This is a genomic window from Halobacterium jilantaiense (genome assembly GCF_900110535.1).
Classification (GTDB): Archaea; Halobacteriota; Halobacteria; order Halobacteriales; family Halobacteriaceae; genus Halobacterium; species Halobacterium jilantaiense.
In genome coordinates this window covers 1,557,717-1,575,356 of the sequence record NZ_FOJA01000001.1, presented here as the reverse complement: position 1 = coordinate 1,575,356, position 17,640 = coordinate 1,557,717, and the positions used below count along the sequence as shown (strand labels likewise).

Annotated in this window: 16 protein-coding genes and 1 tRNA gene; 14 read left to right on the top strand and 3 right to left on the bottom strand. The window is 66.4% G+C overall.

All coding sequences use genetic code 11. From position 1 onward, the window contains the following. Window positions 1–26: 26 nt before the first annotated feature. Window positions 27–935 (top strand): NADP-dependent phosphogluconate dehydrogenase, encoded by a 909-nt coding sequence (locus BMW35_RS08105; RefSeq protein ID WP_089668856.1) that lies wholly within the window; start codon window positions 27–29, stop codon window positions 933–935. A gap of 69 nt (window positions 936–1,004) precedes the next feature. Here BMW35_RS08105 and BMW35_RS08100 read toward each other — a convergent pair whose 3' ends face one another. Next, entirely contained in the window at window positions 1,005–1,598 is a 594-nt protein-coding gene (locus BMW35_RS08100) for a DJ-1/PfpI family protein (protein WP_394327257.1), read from the bottom strand. A gap of 168 nt (window positions 1,599–1,766) precedes the next feature. Between BMW35_RS08100 and BMW35_RS15340 the strand changes: the two genes are divergently transcribed. The 4 genes from BMW35_RS15340 (at window position 1,767) to BMW35_RS08080 (ending at window position 5,061) form a co-directional block, all read left to right on the top strand. After that, window positions 1,767–2,606 carry a hypothetical protein gene (locus tag BMW35_RS15340; RefSeq protein ID WP_143052175.1) on the top strand — a complete coding sequence of 280 codons (840 nt, stop codon included), beginning with the start codon at window positions 1,767–1,769 and terminating at the stop codon, window positions 2,604–2,606. Between the two features lie 182 nt (window positions 2,607–2,788). After that, complete coding sequence (locus BMW35_RS08090; RefSeq protein ID WP_089668854.1) at window positions 2,789–3,367, top strand: 2Fe-2S iron-sulfur cluster-binding protein; 579 nt, start codon at window positions 2,789–2,791, stop codon at window positions 3,365–3,367. 174 nt (window positions 3,368–3,541) lie between these two features. Continuing rightward, window positions 3,542–4,942, top strand: a complete 1,401-nt coding sequence (locus BMW35_RS08085) for an MATE family efflux transporter (RefSeq protein ID WP_089668853.1) — start codon at window positions 3,542–3,544, stop codon at window positions 4,940–4,942. Window positions 4,943–4,988: 46 nt separating this feature from the next. Continuing rightward, window positions 4,989–5,061: transfer RNA gene (locus tag BMW35_RS08080), tRNA-Arg, on the top strand. A 288-nt stretch (window positions 5,062–5,349) separates the two neighbouring features. Here BMW35_RS08080 and heR read toward each other — a convergent pair. Beyond that, window positions 5,350–6,123, bottom strand: coding sequence for a heliorhodopsin HeR (heR, locus tag BMW35_RS08075; protein ID WP_177170802.1), 774 nt, complete (start codon window positions 6,121–6,123; stop codon window positions 5,350–5,352). A gap of 213 nt (window positions 6,124–6,336) precedes the next feature. Here heR and BMW35_RS08070 point away from each other — a divergent pair, with 213 nt between their 5' ends. The 3 genes from BMW35_RS08070 to BMW35_RS08060 all read left to right on the top strand — a co-directional run bounded on the left by BMW35_RS08070 (window position 6,337) and on the right by BMW35_RS08060 (window position 9,120). Continuing rightward, window positions 6,337–6,720, top strand: coding sequence for an SHOCT domain-containing protein (locus BMW35_RS08070; protein ID WP_089668851.1), 384 nt, complete (start codon window positions 6,337–6,339; stop codon window positions 6,718–6,720). A 9-nt stretch (window positions 6,721–6,729) separates the two neighbouring features. Further along, window positions 6,730–8,118, top strand: a complete 1,389-nt coding sequence (locus tag BMW35_RS08065) for a permease (protein WP_089668850.1) — start codon at window positions 6,730–6,732, stop codon at window positions 8,116–8,118. A gap of 279 nt (window positions 8,119–8,397) precedes the next feature. Further along, complete coding sequence (locus BMW35_RS08060; RefSeq protein WP_089668849.1) at window positions 8,398–9,120, top strand: universal stress protein; 723 nt, start codon at window positions 8,398–8,400, stop codon at window positions 9,118–9,120. Window positions 9,121–9,166: 46 nt separating this feature from the next. Here BMW35_RS08060 and BMW35_RS08055 read toward each other — a convergent pair whose 3' ends face one another. Continuing rightward, window positions 9,167–9,910, bottom strand: a complete 744-nt coding sequence (locus BMW35_RS08055) for an Lrp/AsnC family transcriptional regulator (protein WP_089668848.1) — start codon at window positions 9,908–9,910, stop codon at window positions 9,167–9,169. A gap of 278 nt (window positions 9,911–10,188) precedes the next feature. On the opposite strand from BMW35_RS08055, the gene BMW35_RS08050 reads away from it, so the two are divergent. The 6 genes from BMW35_RS08050 to gdhB all read left to right on the top strand — a co-directional run bounded on the left by BMW35_RS08050 (window position 10,189) and on the right by gdhB (window position 17,628). Beyond that, window positions 10,189–10,536, top strand: coding sequence for a hypothetical protein (locus BMW35_RS08050; protein ID WP_089668847.1), 348 nt, complete (start codon window positions 10,189–10,191; stop codon window positions 10,534–10,536). Window positions 10,537–10,653: 117 nt separating this feature from the next. After that, the gene (locus BMW35_RS08045; RefSeq protein WP_089668846.1) at window positions 10,654–11,343 is read left to right on the top strand and encodes a potassium channel family protein; all 690 of its coding nucleotides are present in this window, start codon (window positions 10,654–10,656) and stop codon (window positions 11,341–11,343) included. Between the two features lie 118 nt (window positions 11,344–11,461). Then, window positions 11,462–13,015 carry a TrkH family potassium uptake protein gene (locus BMW35_RS08040; protein ID WP_089668845.1) on the top strand — a complete coding sequence of 518 codons (1,554 nt, stop codon included), beginning with the start codon at window positions 11,462–11,464 and terminating at the stop codon, window positions 13,013–13,015. Window positions 13,016–13,176: 161 nt separating this feature from the next. Beyond that, a complete protein-coding gene (locus BMW35_RS08035) occupies window positions 13,177–16,050 on the top strand; it encodes a bacterio-opsin activator domain-containing protein (protein WP_089668844.1) in 2,874 nt (957 codons plus the stop codon). Window positions 16,051–16,181: 131 nt separating this feature from the next. Next, entirely contained in the window at window positions 16,182–16,325 is a 144-nt protein-coding gene (locus BMW35_RS15335) for a rubrerythrin-like domain-containing protein (RefSeq protein ID WP_143052174.1), read from the top strand. 1 nt (window position 16,326) lies between these two features. Continuing rightward, window positions 16,327–17,628: a glutamate dehydrogenase GdhB gene (gene gdhB / locus BMW35_RS08030; RefSeq protein WP_089668843.1), complete on the top strand. Its 1,302-nt coding sequence runs from the start codon at window positions 16,327–16,329 to the stop codon at window positions 17,626–17,628. Window positions 17,629–17,640: the final 12 nt, after the last annotated feature.

The following is a 17,640-nucleotide window of genomic DNA, read 5'->3' as shown; positions in this document are numbered from 1 at the left end:
ACCTTCCGTCGCGGGGAGGCTTCGGTATGGAACTCGGAGTTGTCGGCCTCGGCCGCATGGGGCGCATCGTCGTCGACCGGTGTCTCGACGCCGGCCACGACGTCGTGGCGTTCGACATCGACGCGGACGCCCGCGCGGACGCGGCGGACGCCGGCGCGACCGCGGTCGACTCGCTCCCCGACCTCGCCGCCGAACTCGGCGACGACCCCCGCGTCTGGCTGATGGTGCCGGCGGGCGACCCGGTCGACGCCGCGCTCGACGAACTCGTCCCAGAACTCGGTGACGATGCAATCGTCGTCGACGGCGGAAACAGCCACTTCGAGGACTCGACGCGGCGCGCCGACGAGTACGACGTGGCCTACCTGGACTGCGGTACCTCCGGCGGCCCCGCGGGGGCAGAACACGGCTTCTCGCTGATGGTCGGCGGCCCGGAGTGGGCGTACGAGGAACTGATCCCCGTCTTCGACGCCGTCGCGACCGGTCCCGCGGGCCACGACCGCATGGGGCCGGCGGGCTCCGGACACTACGTGAAGATGGTCCACAACGGCGTCGAGTACGCGCTCATGCAGACCTACGGCGAGGGCTTCGAACTGCTCCACGAGGGCCGCTACGACCTCGACCTGGAGGCCGTCGCGCGCACCTGGAACAACGGCGCGGTCATCCGGTCGTGGCTGCTCGAACTCTGCGAGGAGGCGTTCCGCGAGGAGGGCAGCGACCTCGGCGACGTCGCCGACCACGTGGCCGGCGGCTCCACGGGCACGTGGACCGTTCAGGAGTCCCTCGAACAGGAGGTCCCGCTGCCGCTCATCTACCAGGCGCTCTCCGAGCGCTTCGGCTCGCGGGCGAGCGGTGACGGCGAGGGCCGGTTCTCGCGGCGGCTGGCGAACCGGCTGCGGTACGGATTCGGCAGACACGACGTGGCGCGAAAAGAGTAGCGCGGCTCGGAGCGAGCGAAGGGAGCACTGCGGTGTTCGAGGGGCCGCGAGGCGACTCGGGAGCCGCGGTCAGTACCCGGAGTCGTACTCGATTTCGTCGGCGACCTGCTCGGCGATGCCCGGCGAGCACTCGCGCTCGACGACGTGGAGCGCGAGGTCGATGCCGGCGGTGACGCCGCCCGCGGTGAGAATCGTGCCGTCGTCGACGAAGCGGTCGTCGCGGACGTCCACGTCGGGGTAGTCCTCGCGCAGGTCGTCTTTCGCGGACTCGTGGGTGGTCGCGGGCCGGCCGTCGAGCAGACCGGCGTCTGCGAGCAGCATCGCGCCCGTGCAGACCGAAGCGATGGTCGCGCCGCCCTCGTGGAGCGTGTCGAGGCGCTCGGGGAGCGTGCCGTTCTCGACCTCCGACCAGACACCCCGGGATTCGCGGTCGTTCCACCCGCCACCGGGGACGACGACGAGGTCGGGCGTGCCGAGCAGCACGTCGTCCGGCTCGACGGTCAGGCCGTGGCGTGCGGTCACACCCTCGTCCGGCACGAGCGTGCGCATCGACACGTCCAGGTCGGCACCCATCTCGGCGGCCGTCTGGAACACCTCGTAGGGCGCGACTGCGTCGAGCTCGTCGAACCCCTCAAAGACGATGGTTGCAATCTTGATGGTCATGTACGTCAGCTGCGGCACGGAGAAAAAAGCCTTCTGCTTAGGCCAACGACTAGAGTTCGCTTATTGTAATTATTTATAAATAAAATTTAATTGCTTAACGAAAAAATTAGATTCCGCTGACTAAATACAGCAAAAAACGTTTTGTATCTCCGTCTGAAACGGGGAAATATGTCGGAAAACCCCGGCAGTTCTGGTGTGAGCCGGCGTAGTGTCCTCAGATCACTCGCATTCGCCGGAGGTGCCTGTTCCCTTCCGGTGTTTGCGTCTTCAAATGCCCAGGCCGTTAACGCGGATAGAATCCCTGTCTATAGAACAACTCAATTGGAAAACAACTGGGATCCGGAGAACAACGACCTAGTCGATCGTCTGGAAAACAGGGATAAAATTGAACCGAACTATCTGACGACCGTTATTGCCGAGGGGGTCAAGCAAATCTGGGCGGACGAGATCGAAGATGGCAACGAATACAGCCGCGAGATTCAGGGCGCGCCTCTGTCTCAACCAATCCGAGAGAGTGCGACGAATAGTACTGGTCTGCAAGAGCGAGCGATGGACATCGACTCGCACATGAAAGAGGACTCGGACTGGGTCAAATACGATGGGCGGGATGCGTTCCTGATTCTGGACTATAATGACAGGAACGATATGGTACGCGGCGATGGCAGTGCAGTTTGGGGAACTGCGGGAGGCTCCAGTGGGAAGGTAGCAATAGTTGACATGGCGTTCTTCGAGGATGCGCCCAAAGCGTACGACACAGGCGGTTTCTACGAAGAGACATTCGCCGTCGGGTCAGCATTCCGGGCCTTGGCAACACTCCACAACGCCACCTATCATGATGCAACTACGAGGGAGAATGGCGGGACGCATAAATACTCGCTGCTGGCCCGGAATTCCTACGAGTGGTATGCTGACTGTGGTGCTGTTTCCGATAGCGCTGACAAACAAGCAGAATTTGTTTCGGACTGTACCCGGAGTGATATTCGGACATATATAGACAACAACCTGTAGATCGGCGGAGCTAGCTCCACCGAGTTGAGCGGTTTCACAGTTTCTAGGTGGCTACCTAACTCAGCTCTCTATCAGTAGAGGAATCAATAATCCGTTCTGAGCGATCTCAACGGCCAAAACCGAGGAAGCCGCGCCGTCGCGCAATCACAATACTGTTAAACTGCGCTTCCGTACCGCCGCGCATGGTGAACACACTGGGCCTCGCGATCGGCCTGGGGGCGGCGCTCACGTTCGTCGTCCTCCACTTCGCGAAGGGGGCGTCGAATCCCGCCCCGGAGGACATCGCTGCCGACGTCCTCGAGCAGCGAGCCGCCACGGTGCCCGAGACTGACTTCCCGGAGCCGTACAACCGCTCCATCGGCGGCGGCGGTGGCGCTGGCGCTGTCGCGGGCGGCGCGGAGGGCGAACTCGAGGACTCCGAGGAGGAAGACGAGGGCTTCGACCCCGACGACATCGCGGACGACGAGGTCGAGTACTACGAGATCGAGTTCGTCAACGAGGGCGAGACCATCGAGGTCGCGAACAACGAGACGCTGCTGGACGCCGGCGAGGACGAGGGCTGGGACCTCCCGTACGCCTGCCGCCAGGGCCAGTGCGTGTCCTGTGGGGGCCGCGTCGCCAGCGGCGAGGACGCCAGCGAGTACATCCGTCACTCGAACAACGAGTCGCTGGGCGACTCGGAGATCGAGGAGGGCTACATGCTGACGTGTACGGCCCACCCGACGGCGGAGTTCTCCCTGGAGACGAACGAGACACCCTGACAGCGAGCCCGCCGCCGTCCGCTCTCGGGCAGCTATTCTTCCGGTAAGGCGCTCGGATTGCCGGTTCTGTGCGTTCCGGAGTTTTGAACTACCCTCGACTCCTGGCACTGCGTAGTGAGCGAGTCCTCTACTTCTGCGTCGTCGTCCATCACCGAGGGGGACCTCCTCGGGCCGATGGTCGAGTTGGCGTGGCCGATTGTCGTCATCCAGTTGCTGCAGGTCGCGTACAACCTCGCCGACACCTTCTGGCTCGGCCAGTTCTCCGGGAACGCGGTGGCCGCCATCTCGCTGGCGTTCCCGCTCGTGTTCTTCCTCATCTCCGTCGGTGGCGGCTTCACGACCGCGGGCTCCATCCTCGTCGCGCAGTTCACTGGTGCCGACAGCGAAGGCTCTGCGGGGAAGGTCGCCGCTCAGACGCTTGGCTTCGTGGTCAGTCTCTCAGCTGTCCTCGGCGTCGTCGGGCACTTCGTCACCGGAGACATGCTCGCGCTCCTGCCAGCCGACCCCGAGACCGCAGCACTCGTCGTGCCGAAGGCCGCCGAGTACATGGAGGTCTTCTTCCTCGGGATGCCCGCGCTGTTCGGGTTCTTCGTGTTCTCCTCGCTGATGCGGGGGTACGGCAACACCCGGACGCCGATGATCGTGATGTTCGTCAGCGTCGCTATCAACGTCATCCTCGACCCGTTCCTCATCTTCGGCTACGGGCCGTTCCCCGAGATGGGTATCGCAGGTGCCGCCGTCGCGACCATCTTCGCGCGCGCCGTCGCCGCCGTTATCGGCGTCTACGTCCTCTTCTACACGAACGCCGGCCCCGAAATCGAACTCTCGCAGTTCTACCCCGACTTCTCGATGATCTCCCGCATCGTCCGCGTCGGCACGCCGAGCGCCGCCGAGCAGTCCACCACCGCGCTCGCGATGATCACGCTCACCGCGATGGTCGCGAGCTTCCCGCCGGCCGTCGTTGGTGCGTTCGGCCTCGGCAACCGCCTCATCTCGCTGGTGTTCCTACCAGCGATGGGGCTCGGCCGCGCGACGAACACGATGGTCGGCCAGAACCTCGGTGCCAAGAACACCGAACGCGCCGAGCGCGCCGTCTGGCTCGCCGCGAAGTTCGCCGCCGCCGTCCTCTTCGGCGTCGCCATCGTCGCCGCCGTCTTCCCCGAACCGATCGTCTCGGTGTTCCTCGCGCCCGGCAGCGAGAACGCCGCCGAAATTATCGACTACGGCACGACGTACCTCCGCATCCGCTCGGTGGAGTTCGTCTTCGTCGGGATTCTCCAAGTGATGCTCGGCGCGTTCCGCGGTGCCGGCAACACCAAGACCTCGATGGTCATCTCCATGATTGCGCTCTGGCTCGGCCGCGTCCCCACCGTCTACGTCTTCGCGTTCGTCCTCGGCTGGGGCGCGACCGGCATCTGGGTCGGCATGGCGCTCGGGAACATCGTCGGCGCTATCGCCGCCGCGCTCTGGTTCACGCGGGGCACCTGGAAGAACACAATCGTCGACGCCGACGACGACGAGAGCGACGGCGACAGCGACACGCCCCCCGAGGACGACCAGCCCGACCCCGCCTGACGCGACTCACAACCGTTATACCCGAGACCCCACTACTGGACACCGAGGGCGCGTAGCTCAGCGGACAGAGCACTTGGTTCCGGACCAAGATGTCAGGGGTTCAAATCCCTTCGCGCCCGTGTTCTGTCGCGACGCCAACGCGGAGCGACGAAAACCGGGATGGATTCCCGCCGGACCAGACGAGCGCAGCGAGTCTCGGATCGGTTCAAACGCCTTCGCGTCAGTGGCCGATTATTCTAACCGAAACCAGCAGATGGCAGCGGGACGGGAGGGAACTGAACGCAGTGTGCGTCGGTTCGTTCGAGAGCCACGTGTGCGATTGTGCTCGCTGTGAGTCCGGTGACGCCCAGTAGAGATCGGCGTCTGTCAGCGACCGCTCTCGCCGCTATCGGCTCGCGTCGCGGACGCTACACTGGTGAGTTCAGCGCGCCGAAGTAGACCTGCCAGGCCAGCAGCGACTTCGCCACGAGGCTCAACACGATGTACGCGCGCTCACCGTACAGGTAGTCCTGCCACTTCCAGACCTCGAGGTACTGCAACAGCATGTTAATCGCGAAGAGATTGAACAGGACGAACAGCGAGACGTAGATGATAATCACGAAGTCCGGTGGGCTGCCGCCGGCGTCGAACGTGCCGATGATGGAGACGGCGATGACGAGCCACGGGACGACACCGGCGACCGAACCGACGACGAACGAACTCCAGTCCGTATCCGTAGTCAGCCGATTGTGGCGCTCCATGACCAGTCCGCAGAGATTCATCACCGCGACGAGACCGAACAGGGCGATTAGCGTGCCCAGGTCCCAGACGCCCGCGAGCATGGCAATCAGGACAACCATTATCGAGGCGCTGACTGCGTACTCGTACCACCGGTACGGGTTCGTACCCTGCTTGAGATAGGAGACGTAGCGGTCGTAGAGAACCGTTGCAATCAGCGCGTGAGCGATTGCAGAGATGAACAGGAATGCGACCGCCAGATAGGCCAACTCGATTGTCCCGATCGACTCCATGACGGGTTCGAGTTGCTGGCTCTCCGTGTTGAAGTCGAGACGCGTCGCGGTGACCGTCCACCGCCGCGAGGAACTCAGGGAGAGCATCACCGCCCCTTGGAGGAAGTGTAGAACTCCCATGGCTGCGTTGAATCGCCGGAGATTCCAGTCGCTTGGTGTGGTCTGTCCCATGGGACGTTCTTCACAACCAGATGATATTATCTTTCGGTCGCACCAGTCGGTTTCTACTCACCTGCTCAGAGAGCCAGTATCTGGGTTTTTGGCCTTGGATTCCAAAACTCACGCACTCGTTATCCTTCATACCGTAAGAACAACTGCATTAAACGATGTGCCCGTCAGTTTAGATAGGGACCGCGTCTCGACGTGATTCGAGGCCCTGCTACCATGACCACTAACACCAACCGACAGCTCGTCTGGGTCGTGCTCGCAATTGCCGTCGCCCTCATCGTCGTCCCCGCGTTCGTCATGGGGTTCGGGGTGATGGGTGGCGGGCCGATGATGGGCGGCGGACCGATGATGGGCGGATCGTGGGGCGACCACATGTGGGGAAGTGGCGAGGCACCCGGATGGATGCTGGTCGTCGGCGCGGGGATGCAACTGCTCTTCCTCGCCGTCCTCGCCGGGGCCGTCTACCTCGGCTACCGGGCGGTGACCACGCAGGATGACTCGACCGACCCGGCACTCGAAGCACTTCGGACTGCCTACGCCCGCGGCGACCTGAGTGACGAGGAGTACGAACGACGCCGAGCACGCCTCGAAAACGAGTGACACCCCGGTATGCTGGCGACACTGGGCACGACAGTAGTCGAGGCGCTCCGAATCGGTGTCGGCTTCCTCTGGACCGCGGCGTGGGCGATCATCATGGGGCTGGTGATAACCAGTCTCGTCCAGGTCTACGTCTCGAAAGAGCGGATGGCGGCCGTGCTGGGTGAGGGCGACGTCACGGGTGTCACCAAGGCAACGCTGTTCGGTGCGGCCAGCAGTGGCTGTAGCTTCGGGGCCGTCGCCATCGGGAAGGGGCTGTTCAAGAAGGGGGCGCACGTCGTGAACTTCCTCGCGTTCATGTTCGCGTCGACGAACCTCATCGTCGAGCTCGGGCTGATGATTCTGCTCCTGCTCGGCTGGGAGTTCCTCGTGGCCGAGTTACTCGGCGGCCTGCTTCTCATCGCGGTGATGGCGGTCATCGTCCACCTGACGCTCCCGGAGAATCTATTCGACGAGGTCCGCGCCGAACTGAATCAGCGCGACCGCGACCACGGTGTTTCGGCGGACCCGACGTGCGGGATGGACGGCAAAGAGGAGTACTCACTCGTCACAGACGGCGGCGAAACCCTGCAGTTCTGCTCGGCGGGGTGCATGGAGACCTACCAGCAGGAGGTGGCAAGCAGCGGCGGCTGGCGGGACGAACTGCTATCGTGGGGCGGCTGGTACAGGGTCGCCAACCAGTACCGCAAGGAGTGGTCGATGCTCTACGAGGACGTGATTGCGGGGTTCCTGATTGCGGGGTTCGTCATCGTGTTCGTGCCCCAGTGGGTCTGGAACACGCTCTTCTTGCAGGGCGACGGCTTGCTGGTCAGCGCCGAGAACGCGGTCATGGGCGTTGCCATCGCCGTCGTCAGCTTCGTCGGCAGCATGGGGAACGTCCCGTTCGCCGTCGCGCTCTGGGGCGGCGGTGTCAGCTTCGCGGGCGTCATCGCGTTCGTCTACGCCGACCTCATCACGGTCCCCGTGCTCAACTTCTACCGGAAGTACTACGGCTGGACGGTGATGGCCTACATCTTCGGCGTGTTCTTCGTGACGATGGCGTTCACGGGCTTCCTCATGGAGCAACTGTTCGACGTGCTGGGAATCGTCCCCGATCTCGCCGCCGGCGTGACTGCGAGTGAGCAGACGTACTTCGAACTGAACTACACGTTCTACCTCAACGTGATCGCGTTCGCGGTCTCCGGGTTCCTCTTCTACGTGTACCGGCGCGGGCTGGGAGCGCCCGGACAGTACCGGGACCCAGTCTGCGGGATGCGGACCGACGACGACGGAGCGAGCGCCACGTACGACGGCGAGACCTACTACTTCTGCTCGAAGGCGTGCGAGCGAGCGTTCGAAGACACACCCGGGGAGTTCGCCACAGCCGACCCGGTCATCTCGGACGGGCACGACCACCACTGACAGAACTATCACGGGGACTCTCTGGCTGAGTGGCAGCCGAGCTCCGCTTGTCCTGCTCTCGGAACGCTCGGTATCCGGAGTTCGTCACGAGGTGCGACGGTCCGCTTCGTCAGTGTGGCACCGTCAGTCCGAACACGCTGGAGTGCTCGTCTCGCGGGGATAGCGCCCGCGGCTCACGCTGCGACGCACGGGGACGGTGTGCGGCCACCGTCGGCTGCGGCTCCCCTGCTGCCTCCGATAGGGCTTTCTGGCCGGTCGACCCACTCGGAGGCGTTGGCGATGTCCAGAACAACGCTGCTCGTCCCCGTGGTGTTCCCGGAGCCGGACGTCTACCCGCTGGACGACGAGAACATCGTCGGCTTGAGCGGGTTCGACGTCGTGCTGTTCGGGTACTGGGAGGTCCCGGAGGAGGCCGACCGGGAGGCGGTGCGCGCGAGCCGGGAACCGGACGCGCAGTCGGTCCTCTACGAGTTGGCTGCCGCGTTCAGCCGTGGCGGCGCGTCCACGTCGGTGCAGTTGTTCTTCGGAGAGTCGGGGGCGACGGAGGCGAAACTCCAGGACCGCATCGCGGACGAGTCCGACGTGGACGCGGTGTTGATGGGGGGCAACATCACGAAGTGGGCGAACGTCCTGGTGCCGCTCCGGGACGACCGCCGCCGGGCGGACCTCCTGACATTTCTCGGCGGCCTGAATCGACACTCGATGTTCACGCTGGAGCTGTACCACGTCGCGCCCGACCGGGCTGCGGCCGACGCGGGCGAGGCGATGCTCGAGAGCGTCCGTGCGGACCTCGTCGAGGCCGGATTCGCGGAGGACGTCGTCGACGTGACCGTCGACATCGGCGATAACCCGAGTGTGGCGGTCGCGAAGCGCGCGCGGCGACACAACCTCGTGGTGATGGGAGAGACGGGCGAGAGTCCCTCTGAGTCGGCGTTTCTGGGCGGTGTCTACCGGCGGCTCGCCGACCGGGTCGACGTTCCGGTGGTCGTCCTGCGGGACTGAGCGCGGAGTCCGACCGCCGAGTCAGTCGGCTCGTCGCCGGTGGTCATCACTGCGTGCCGAACACTTCGAGGGCGTCTCGCTCCAGCGTGGACTTCGAGAACAGCGAGACGACGTCGCCGGTCCGGATGACGGTCTCGCCTTTCGGCGTGAGGACGCCGCCGTCGCGCTCGATGCCGACGACCAGCATCTCGTCGGCGAGCAGTCCGTCTTCGACCGCCTGCTCGATGGTCAGCCCGGCGACGTCGGCACCCTCGGAGACGGTGAACTCGACGACTTCGGCACCGCCCGCGAGGCTCATGAAGTCGGTCAGCGACGGGCCGACGGGGACGTCGTCGGGGCCGAAGGGGTTGTACGGCTGGTGGTACTCGTTCTCCACGACGCTCTCGTCCTCGATCTCCAGCCCGGCGTCGGAGAGCTCACCGGCGATGCGGCTGATGTCGTCGGTGTTCGACCCGACAGCCGTCACGGCGAGGTTGGTCTTGCCCGTCATCAGTTCGCGGACGGAGACGACGCCGGAGACGTCGAGGGCGGCCTGCGCGAGCCGGTCCCGTTCGGGAATCGGGGCCGTGCAACTGAACTGGTACGTGACGTGCCCCTCGATGGCTTTGTAGTTGACGTCGGCGAGGTACCCCCGGAGGATGCCCGCGGCTTCGAGCTGGTGGATGCGGTTCCGGATGGTCGCCGGCGTCACGTCCATCTCTTCGGCGACGTCTGCGGCGGTCGTGTTCCGGGCGTCCCGCGACAGGTGGTAGAGGACGCGCTTGTCGATTTCGTCGACCCGGTGGTCCATACCGGACGTACGATTAGCGCGCATATTTACTCCCCGATGGGCGCGACTGGCGTCGGTCGGTCAGGTCCGTCGTCAGACAGCTCGCCACACTCGACAGCTATTTCGCACCGAAAAAATACGTGCTGTTCTGTTTCGCCTCCGAAATCTGGATACCAATCTTTATTTTGCAGCGATAATCTAGCGGTGTCGTAGCCAGACGCCGGGCCCACGAGTCCGGTAGTCACCGCCCGGTCGCTACGGCCGGCGGCCGGCGCAGACGGCACTGCGACCCACGAACCATGACAGGACCCGACACAGACACGGCCGGCGACGTCCCCGAACAGGTCCGGACTGTCCTCGACGACTGCAGCGACCGGGAGCTCCGCGCGGTCGTCGAGTACGCCCAGCGACGCCTCGGAGCGAAGCCGTCTCTGACGGACGCAATCAAGGCGCGCGAGGGCGAGGAACTCGTCCGCACCGAGGACCACGACGGTTACACGATTGTCGTCGTCGAGCGGCCGGCCGAGACGGGTGCCGACAGCGGGCCGTTCGCGTACCGGGTGCAGTACGAGCCGGACGTGGACGGCGCGTCGGCCGGCAAGTACCGGTGGCACTACCTCGGAGCCGTCCGCGGTGACGGTGACTGACGTGCAGCCGTCGTCGCGCCGCCGACGGGTCGCCCGTTCGGCGACAGCACCCGACACAGCGAACCCACATCACGACTGAACGGTCCGGCAGACACCCTCTCTACAGCCACACTACTCATGTACATCATCGTTGTCGGCGCAGGCGACATCGGAACGCCGCTGATAGACATCGCGACCAGGTCCGGAAACGAGGTCGTGGTCGTCGAGCGGGACGCACAGAAGGCCGACGAGATCGCCAGCGCCCACGACTGTCTCGTGCTGAACGACGACGCGACGGTCAAGGAAACGCTGGCGGACGCCGGGGCGGACCGGGCGGACGCCATTATCTCGACGACCGACCAGGACGCGACGAACGTGATGGTCTGCCTGCTCGCCGAGGAGTTCGATATCCCGGCGATCACGTCGGTCGTCCACGACCCCGAACACATGAACCTCTTCCGCCAGATCGGCGTGAACACCATCGAGAACCCACAGCAGCTCATCGCGGGTCACCTCTACCGGGCGGTCTCCCGTCCGGCCATCGTCGACTACATGCGCATCGGCGAGGAGGCCGAGGTGTTCGAAATCACGGTCACGGCGGACGCGCCCATCGCCGGGAAGACGCTCACGGAAGCCGGCGACGCCGACATCCTCTCGGACGATGTCCTCATCGTAGCCATCGACCGGGACGGGGACGGGAACGGCCCGCTGACGCCGCGCGGCGACACGCGAATCGAGGCCGGCGACCTCCTGACCGTCTACTCGGCCACCGGAGCCGACCCCGAACTCACCGACGTCTTCGGCCACGACGAGGACCACTCCGCGTAACCGACTGCTCGACACTCTCACTACCAATGTACAACGCACTCTACGGTCGCCGCCGAACACTCGCCGGCCGCTCGAACACCGGGGGCGAGCGCGCGCTGCCGTCGACCGACGACACATGATGCGAGTCGACACGCGGACCGTCGGCCGCGACGTCGGCCGCATCGTGCAGGCCGTCTCACTGATGATGGTCGCCTCCGTCGTCGTCGCAGCCGCGAACGCCGAGTTCTACGCCATTCCGGCGTTCCTCGGGTCGGCGGTCGTGGCGGCGGGCGTCGGCACCGCGCTGGCGCGCCGCTACCGGGACGCCGACCCGCCGGCGAAGCGGGACGCGATGGTGACGGCGGCGACCGCGTGGATGCTGGTCGGCGTCCTCGGCGGACTGCCGTTCCTCTTCGTCGCGTGGACGATTCAGGTCGACCCGTTCCCGGTGTGGGCGAACACGCCGCCGATGGACGCGACGACGGCCATCTTCCGCCACCCCCTCGACGCCGTCTTCGAGAGCATGAGCGGGTTCACCGGAACCGGGCTGACGATGGCCGCCGTCGAGGAGAAACTGCCGCGGTCGCTGCACTGGTGGCGGTCGCTCATCGAGTGGGTGGGCGGCGTCGGCGTCATCGTCCTGACGGTCGCGATTCTCCGTCGGGGCGGCGGGAGCAGCGGGTCGTACACGCTCTACGAGAGCGAAGCGCGCTCGGAGAAGATTCACCCGAGCATCGTGACGACCGTCCGAGAAATCTGGAAGATATTCGTCGGGCTCACGCTCGGCTCCATCCTGCTCTACCTCCTGGTCGGGATGCCGCTGTGGGACGCCATCAACCACGCGATGACGGGCATCGCGACCGGCGGCTTCTCGGTCCACGCGGACTCCATCGGGCACTACGGCAGCCCGCTCATCGAGTACGCGACCGTCCCCATCATGGTCGCGGGCAGCATCGCGTTCCCCATCCACTACCTGCTGTTCAAGGGCGAACTGCGGAACTTCTACACCGACCTCCAGACCCGGTGGGTGTTCCTCTGGTTCGGTGCCGGGTCGCTCGCCCTCACGGGCATCCTGTACGCGAACGGCCAGTACGCCACGTTCGAGGAGACGTTCCGGGTGAGCCTCTTCCAGTTCGTCTCCGCGACCTCGAACACCGGCTTCGGGAGCGCGACCGTCGGCGGCGGCACCGAGCAGGTCTGGAGCGCCGGTGCCACCCTACTGACGTGCCTGGGGATGCTCACCGGGGGCGCTGCGGGTTCGACGACTAGCGGCCTCAAACTGATTCGCGTCGCGACGCTCGTCCGCGGGACGGTCTGGCAGATTCGGGAGGTCTTCCGACCGGATTCGGCCATCCGGTACATGAAACTCGGCGAGCGGAAACTCAGCGAGAAACAGGCCGAGAGCGAGTACACGGAGGCGACCGTCGTGTTCGTGCTCTGGGTCGCGTTCCTCGCAATCGGCGTCGCCGTTCTACTGCGCGTGCTCTCGCCCGGCCATCCGCTGGAGTACGTCATTTTCGACGTGATGAGCGCGCAGAGCAACGTCGGACTGGACTCCGGCATCACCGGGCCGACGATGCCCGGTACCGCGAAGGCGATGCTGATACTCAACATGTGGGTGGGTCGCCTCGAAATCATCCCGATTGCGGTGCTGCTCGGCGCGGTCTTCCAGCGCCTCGACCTCTACCGCTGACTCGGGCGCACTCGCCTCACCGAACCGGGTTGATATCGAAACAGCACCGACGAAGCGGGGTTTAACTGTAAACCCGGGGGGTTTTGCGCGTCCGGCGGGTACGGTCGCGCAGTACCGTTCGACGCCGTCCGCCGTTTTCCCCGGACACGTCACGCTCCCCCATGATTCCTGACTCGAACACCGTTCTCGACGACGCCGTGGTCGTCACCGTCGGCGACACGCCCTGGATAACTGCCTACGCGGACTCGCTCCGGGACCGGACCGACGCGACCGTCCACAGCTACGAGCGCGCGGCGGCCGCCCGCGACGCCATCCAACAGACGAGCCCGGACTGCCTCGTCCTCGAACACGTACTCCCCGAGACCACGGGCGTCGCCGTCGCTGAACGCCTCCGCGACGCGACCACGTCCCTGCCGGTCCTCCTCGGGACGGCTGACGGGAGCGAGCGAATCGCCAGCGACGCCATCGCCGCCGGCGTCACGGACTACCTCGCGGTCGACGGCGCGCTGGACGACACGGTCGAGGACGCCCGCCGGCGGACCGAGCGCGCACTCCGGGACGCCCAGCGAGCGACGACGCAACGCGAGCGCGCCCGGCAGTTCGACGCCACCTTCCACGACACCCGGACCGCGACCTGGGTGCTCGACCCCGACGGCACGCTCTCCCGGGTCAATCAGGCCGCCCGAGACATGGTCGACGCGAGCGCCGACGCCGTCGTCGGCGACCCGTTCTGGACGCTACCGTGGTGGCCGGACGACGAGCGGGCGGCGGCCGACGTCCGCCGGCTCGTCGAGACGGCGGCCGACGGCGAGTTCGGGCACGCCGTCGCCACGCGGTCGGGCGTCGCCGGCGAGCGCGTCCTCGAACTCTCCGTCCAGCCGGTGACCGACGAGCGCGGCGACCTCGTCTCCATCGTCGTCGACGGCGTCGACAGCACCGACCGCGTCGACCTCGAACGGGAACTCCGCCAGTCCGAGGAGCTCCACCGCGTCACGCTCAAGAACATGACCGACACCGTCCTGATGACCGACGAGGACGGCGAGTACACGTACGTCTGCCCGAACGTCCACTTCGTGTTCGGCTACACCGCCGACGAGATTCGCGAGCGGGGGACCATCGAGGACCTGCTCGGCGAGGACCTCTTCGACCGCGAGGAACTCGCCGAGGACGGCGTCCTGAAGAACATCGAGACCACGGCGACGGACAGGGCGGGCCGCGAACACACGCTGCTGGTGAACGTCCGAGAGGTCTCCATTCAGGGCGGCACGCTGCTGTACAGCTGCCGAGACATCACGAAACGCAAGCAGCGCGAGCAGGCCCTCGCCACGCTCCAGGAGACCGCCCGCGACTTCCTGTACGCCGAGACGCATCAGGAGATCGCCCAGCACGTCGTCGAGGACACGCCGGACGTCCTCGGCCTCGACGCCAGTGCCGTCTATCGGTTCGACGCCGACGAGAACCACCTCGACCCGGCCGCGCACTCGCAGGGGATGCGGGACGCCCACGGGCCGCTGCCCGCCGTCCACGCGGACGGCCGCGACCTCACGAGCCACAGCTTCGTGGCGGACGACACCCGATTCTTCGCCGACGTCCACGACGCCGACCGGCTCGCGAACCCCGCCACCGACCTCCGGAGTGTGGCGTACATCCCGCTGGGCAACCACGGCGTGTTCGTCGCCGGTACCACCGAGGTCGGTGCGTTCGACGACGTCACGCGAGAACTCGCGGACCTCCTCGCGGCGACCGCGGAGGCGGCCCTCGACCGCGTCACCCGCGAGTCCCAGCTCCGCGAGCAGGACCGCGAACTGCAGCGCCGGAACGACCAGCTCACGACGCTCGACCGGACGAACGAGACCATCCGGGAGATCGACCAGGCGCTCGTCCGGTCCGAGACCCGCGAGGAGATCGACCACACCGTCTGCGAGCGCCTCACGGCCGACGGCCGCTTCGAGTTCGCCTGGCTCGGCACCGTCGACGACGCGACGGGGACAGTCGAGGCGCGGGCCTCGGCGGGCGACGGCCGCGGGTACGTCGACAGCCGGTCGTTCCCCGTGGCCGCCGAGGGCGTGGAGCCGGCCGGCCGGACGGCGGCGACCGGCGAGGCGACGCTGGTGTCGAACGTCGCCGCCGACCTCCGGGCGGCCGCGTGGCGGACGGACGCCATCTCGCGGGACTTCCTCTCCGTGTTGAGCGTGCCGCTGGTGTACAACGACCTCTCGTACGGCGTGTTGACGGTGTACGCGGACACCCCGGACGCCTTCGACGACCCGGTCCGGACCGTGCTCGCGGAGCTCGGCGAGACCATCGCGGCCGCCATCAGCGCCAGCGAACGCAAGCGCGCGCTCCTCACGACGTCGACGACGCGCGTCGAGTACGCCGTCAGCGACCCGTCGTTCGTGCTCACGCGGCTGGCCGGGGCCGCCGACTGCACGGTGACCTACGAGGGCGGCGTCCAGCAGACCGACGGCGGCAACTACGTGTTCGTCACCGTCGAGGACGCGGCCCTAGACGCGGCCGCGACGGCCGCCGCCGACCTCGCAGTCGTCGAGGCCGTCCAGCCTATCCGGGGCGGCGACACCGGTGGCGTGCTCCGTCTCCGGCTCGCCGAGCCGTTCCTCGCGACGGAACTGGCCGACCACGGTGCCGTGCTCCAGCGGACGACGTCGACGGCGGGCGAGACGACACTCGTGGTCGACGTGTCGGGGAGCGTGGACGCGAGAGGCGTCACGCAGTTCGTCGCGGAGCGCTTCGGCGACGTCGACCTCGCGTCGAAGCAGACGCGCGAGCAGGCGTCCGAACACGGCTTCTACGCGTCGGTCCTCGAACGGCTGACCGACCGCCAGCTCGAAGTTCTGGAGACGGCGTACTACAGCGGCTTCTTCGAGTCGCCGCGGCAGGCGACCGGGGAGACCGTCGCGGACTCCCTGGGCATCTCGCCGCAGGCGTTCTACCAGCACGTCAGGACGGTCCAGCGCAAGCTGTTCGCGGCGCTCGTCGACGACCACACGCCGGTCACCGTCCAGCACGCCGACTGACCCGGAGGGCCGGCGTTGAATAGTCAACGCCGCCGCTCGCTCGGGGGTTCGGTGTTCAACTCCCGAATACTCCCCTGTCTCGTCACTACGGCGGGGTAGAGTGCCGAACCGTCCCGGTGCTCTCGACACCAATGAGAGACGTAGACCAACGCCCAGACGGGGACTCTCCCTACGAGTGCTTCCAGTGTGGCAACGTCGTCGTCGACGAGTCGAACCCCGGCAACTGCCCCGACTGCGGGGCCGCGATGCGGAACCGACGAACACCCCTCGAGTAACATGGCTTCGACACCTGAATCCACGGGCGACGCCGACGAGTCGACGAACACCAGCGAGGAGCCCGAGTCGGCTCTGGAGACGGCGCGCCGACAGCTCCAGCACGCCGCCGCCGAACTCGACATCGACCCGAACATCGTCGAGCGGCTGAAACACCCGAAGAAGGTCCACGAGGTCACCGTGCCCATCGAGCGGGAGAACGGCGACGTCGAGGTCTACACCGGGTACCGCGCCCAGCACGACAGCGTCCGCGGGCCGTTCAAGGGGGGGCTCCGGTACCACCCCGACGTGGACCGCGAGGAGTGTGTCGGTCTCGGGATGTGGATGACCTGGAAGTGCGCCGTCATGGACATCCCGTTCGGCGGCGCGAAAGGCGGCATCGCCGTCAACCCCAAGGATCTGACCGAGGCCGAGACCGAGCAGCTGACCCGCCGGTTCACGGACGAGATTCGGTCGGCAATCGGGCCGACGACGGACATCCCCGCGCCGGACATGGGGACCGACCCGCAGACGATGGCGTGGCTGATGGACGCCTACTCGATGCAAGAGGGCGAGACGATTCCGGGGGTCGTCACCGGGAAGCCGCCGATCGTCGGCGGGAGCGAGGGGCGGGACAGCGCGCCCGGCCGGAGCGTCGCCATCGTCGCCCGTGAGGCCATCGACTACTACGACATGGACCTCTCGGAGACGTCAATCGCCGTCCAGGGGTTCGGGAGCGTCGGGTCGAACGCCGCGACACTACTCGACGACTGGGGGGCGAACGTCGTCGCGGTGAGCGACGTCAACGGCGGCATCTACGACCCGGACGGGCTGGACACGGGAGCGATTCCGGCCCACGACGAGGAGCCGGAAGCGGTGCTGACCCACGAGGCTCCGGAGACCGTGACGAACGACGAACTGCTGGAACTCGACGTGGACGTGGTGATTCCGGCCGCCATCGGGAACGTGCTGACGGCGGACAACGCCGACGACGTCGCCGCCGACCTCGTCATCGAGGGCGCGAACGGGCCGACGACGAGCGCCGCCAGCGCCATCTTCGCCGAGCGCGGGATTCCCGTGATTCCGGACATCCTCGCGAACGCCGGGGGCGTGACAGTGAGCTACTTCGAGTGGCTCCAGGACATCAACCGCCGGGCGTGGTCCCTGGAGCGAGTCAACGACGAACTGGAGACGGAGATGCTGGACGCGTGGGGGGAGGTCCGCGGGGAGTTCGAGGCGCGCGACGTGACGTGGCGGGACGCCGCGTACATCGTCGCGCTGTCCCGAATCGCGGACGCCCACGACGCCCGCGGCCTGTGGCCGTAGCCCGGCGGAGGC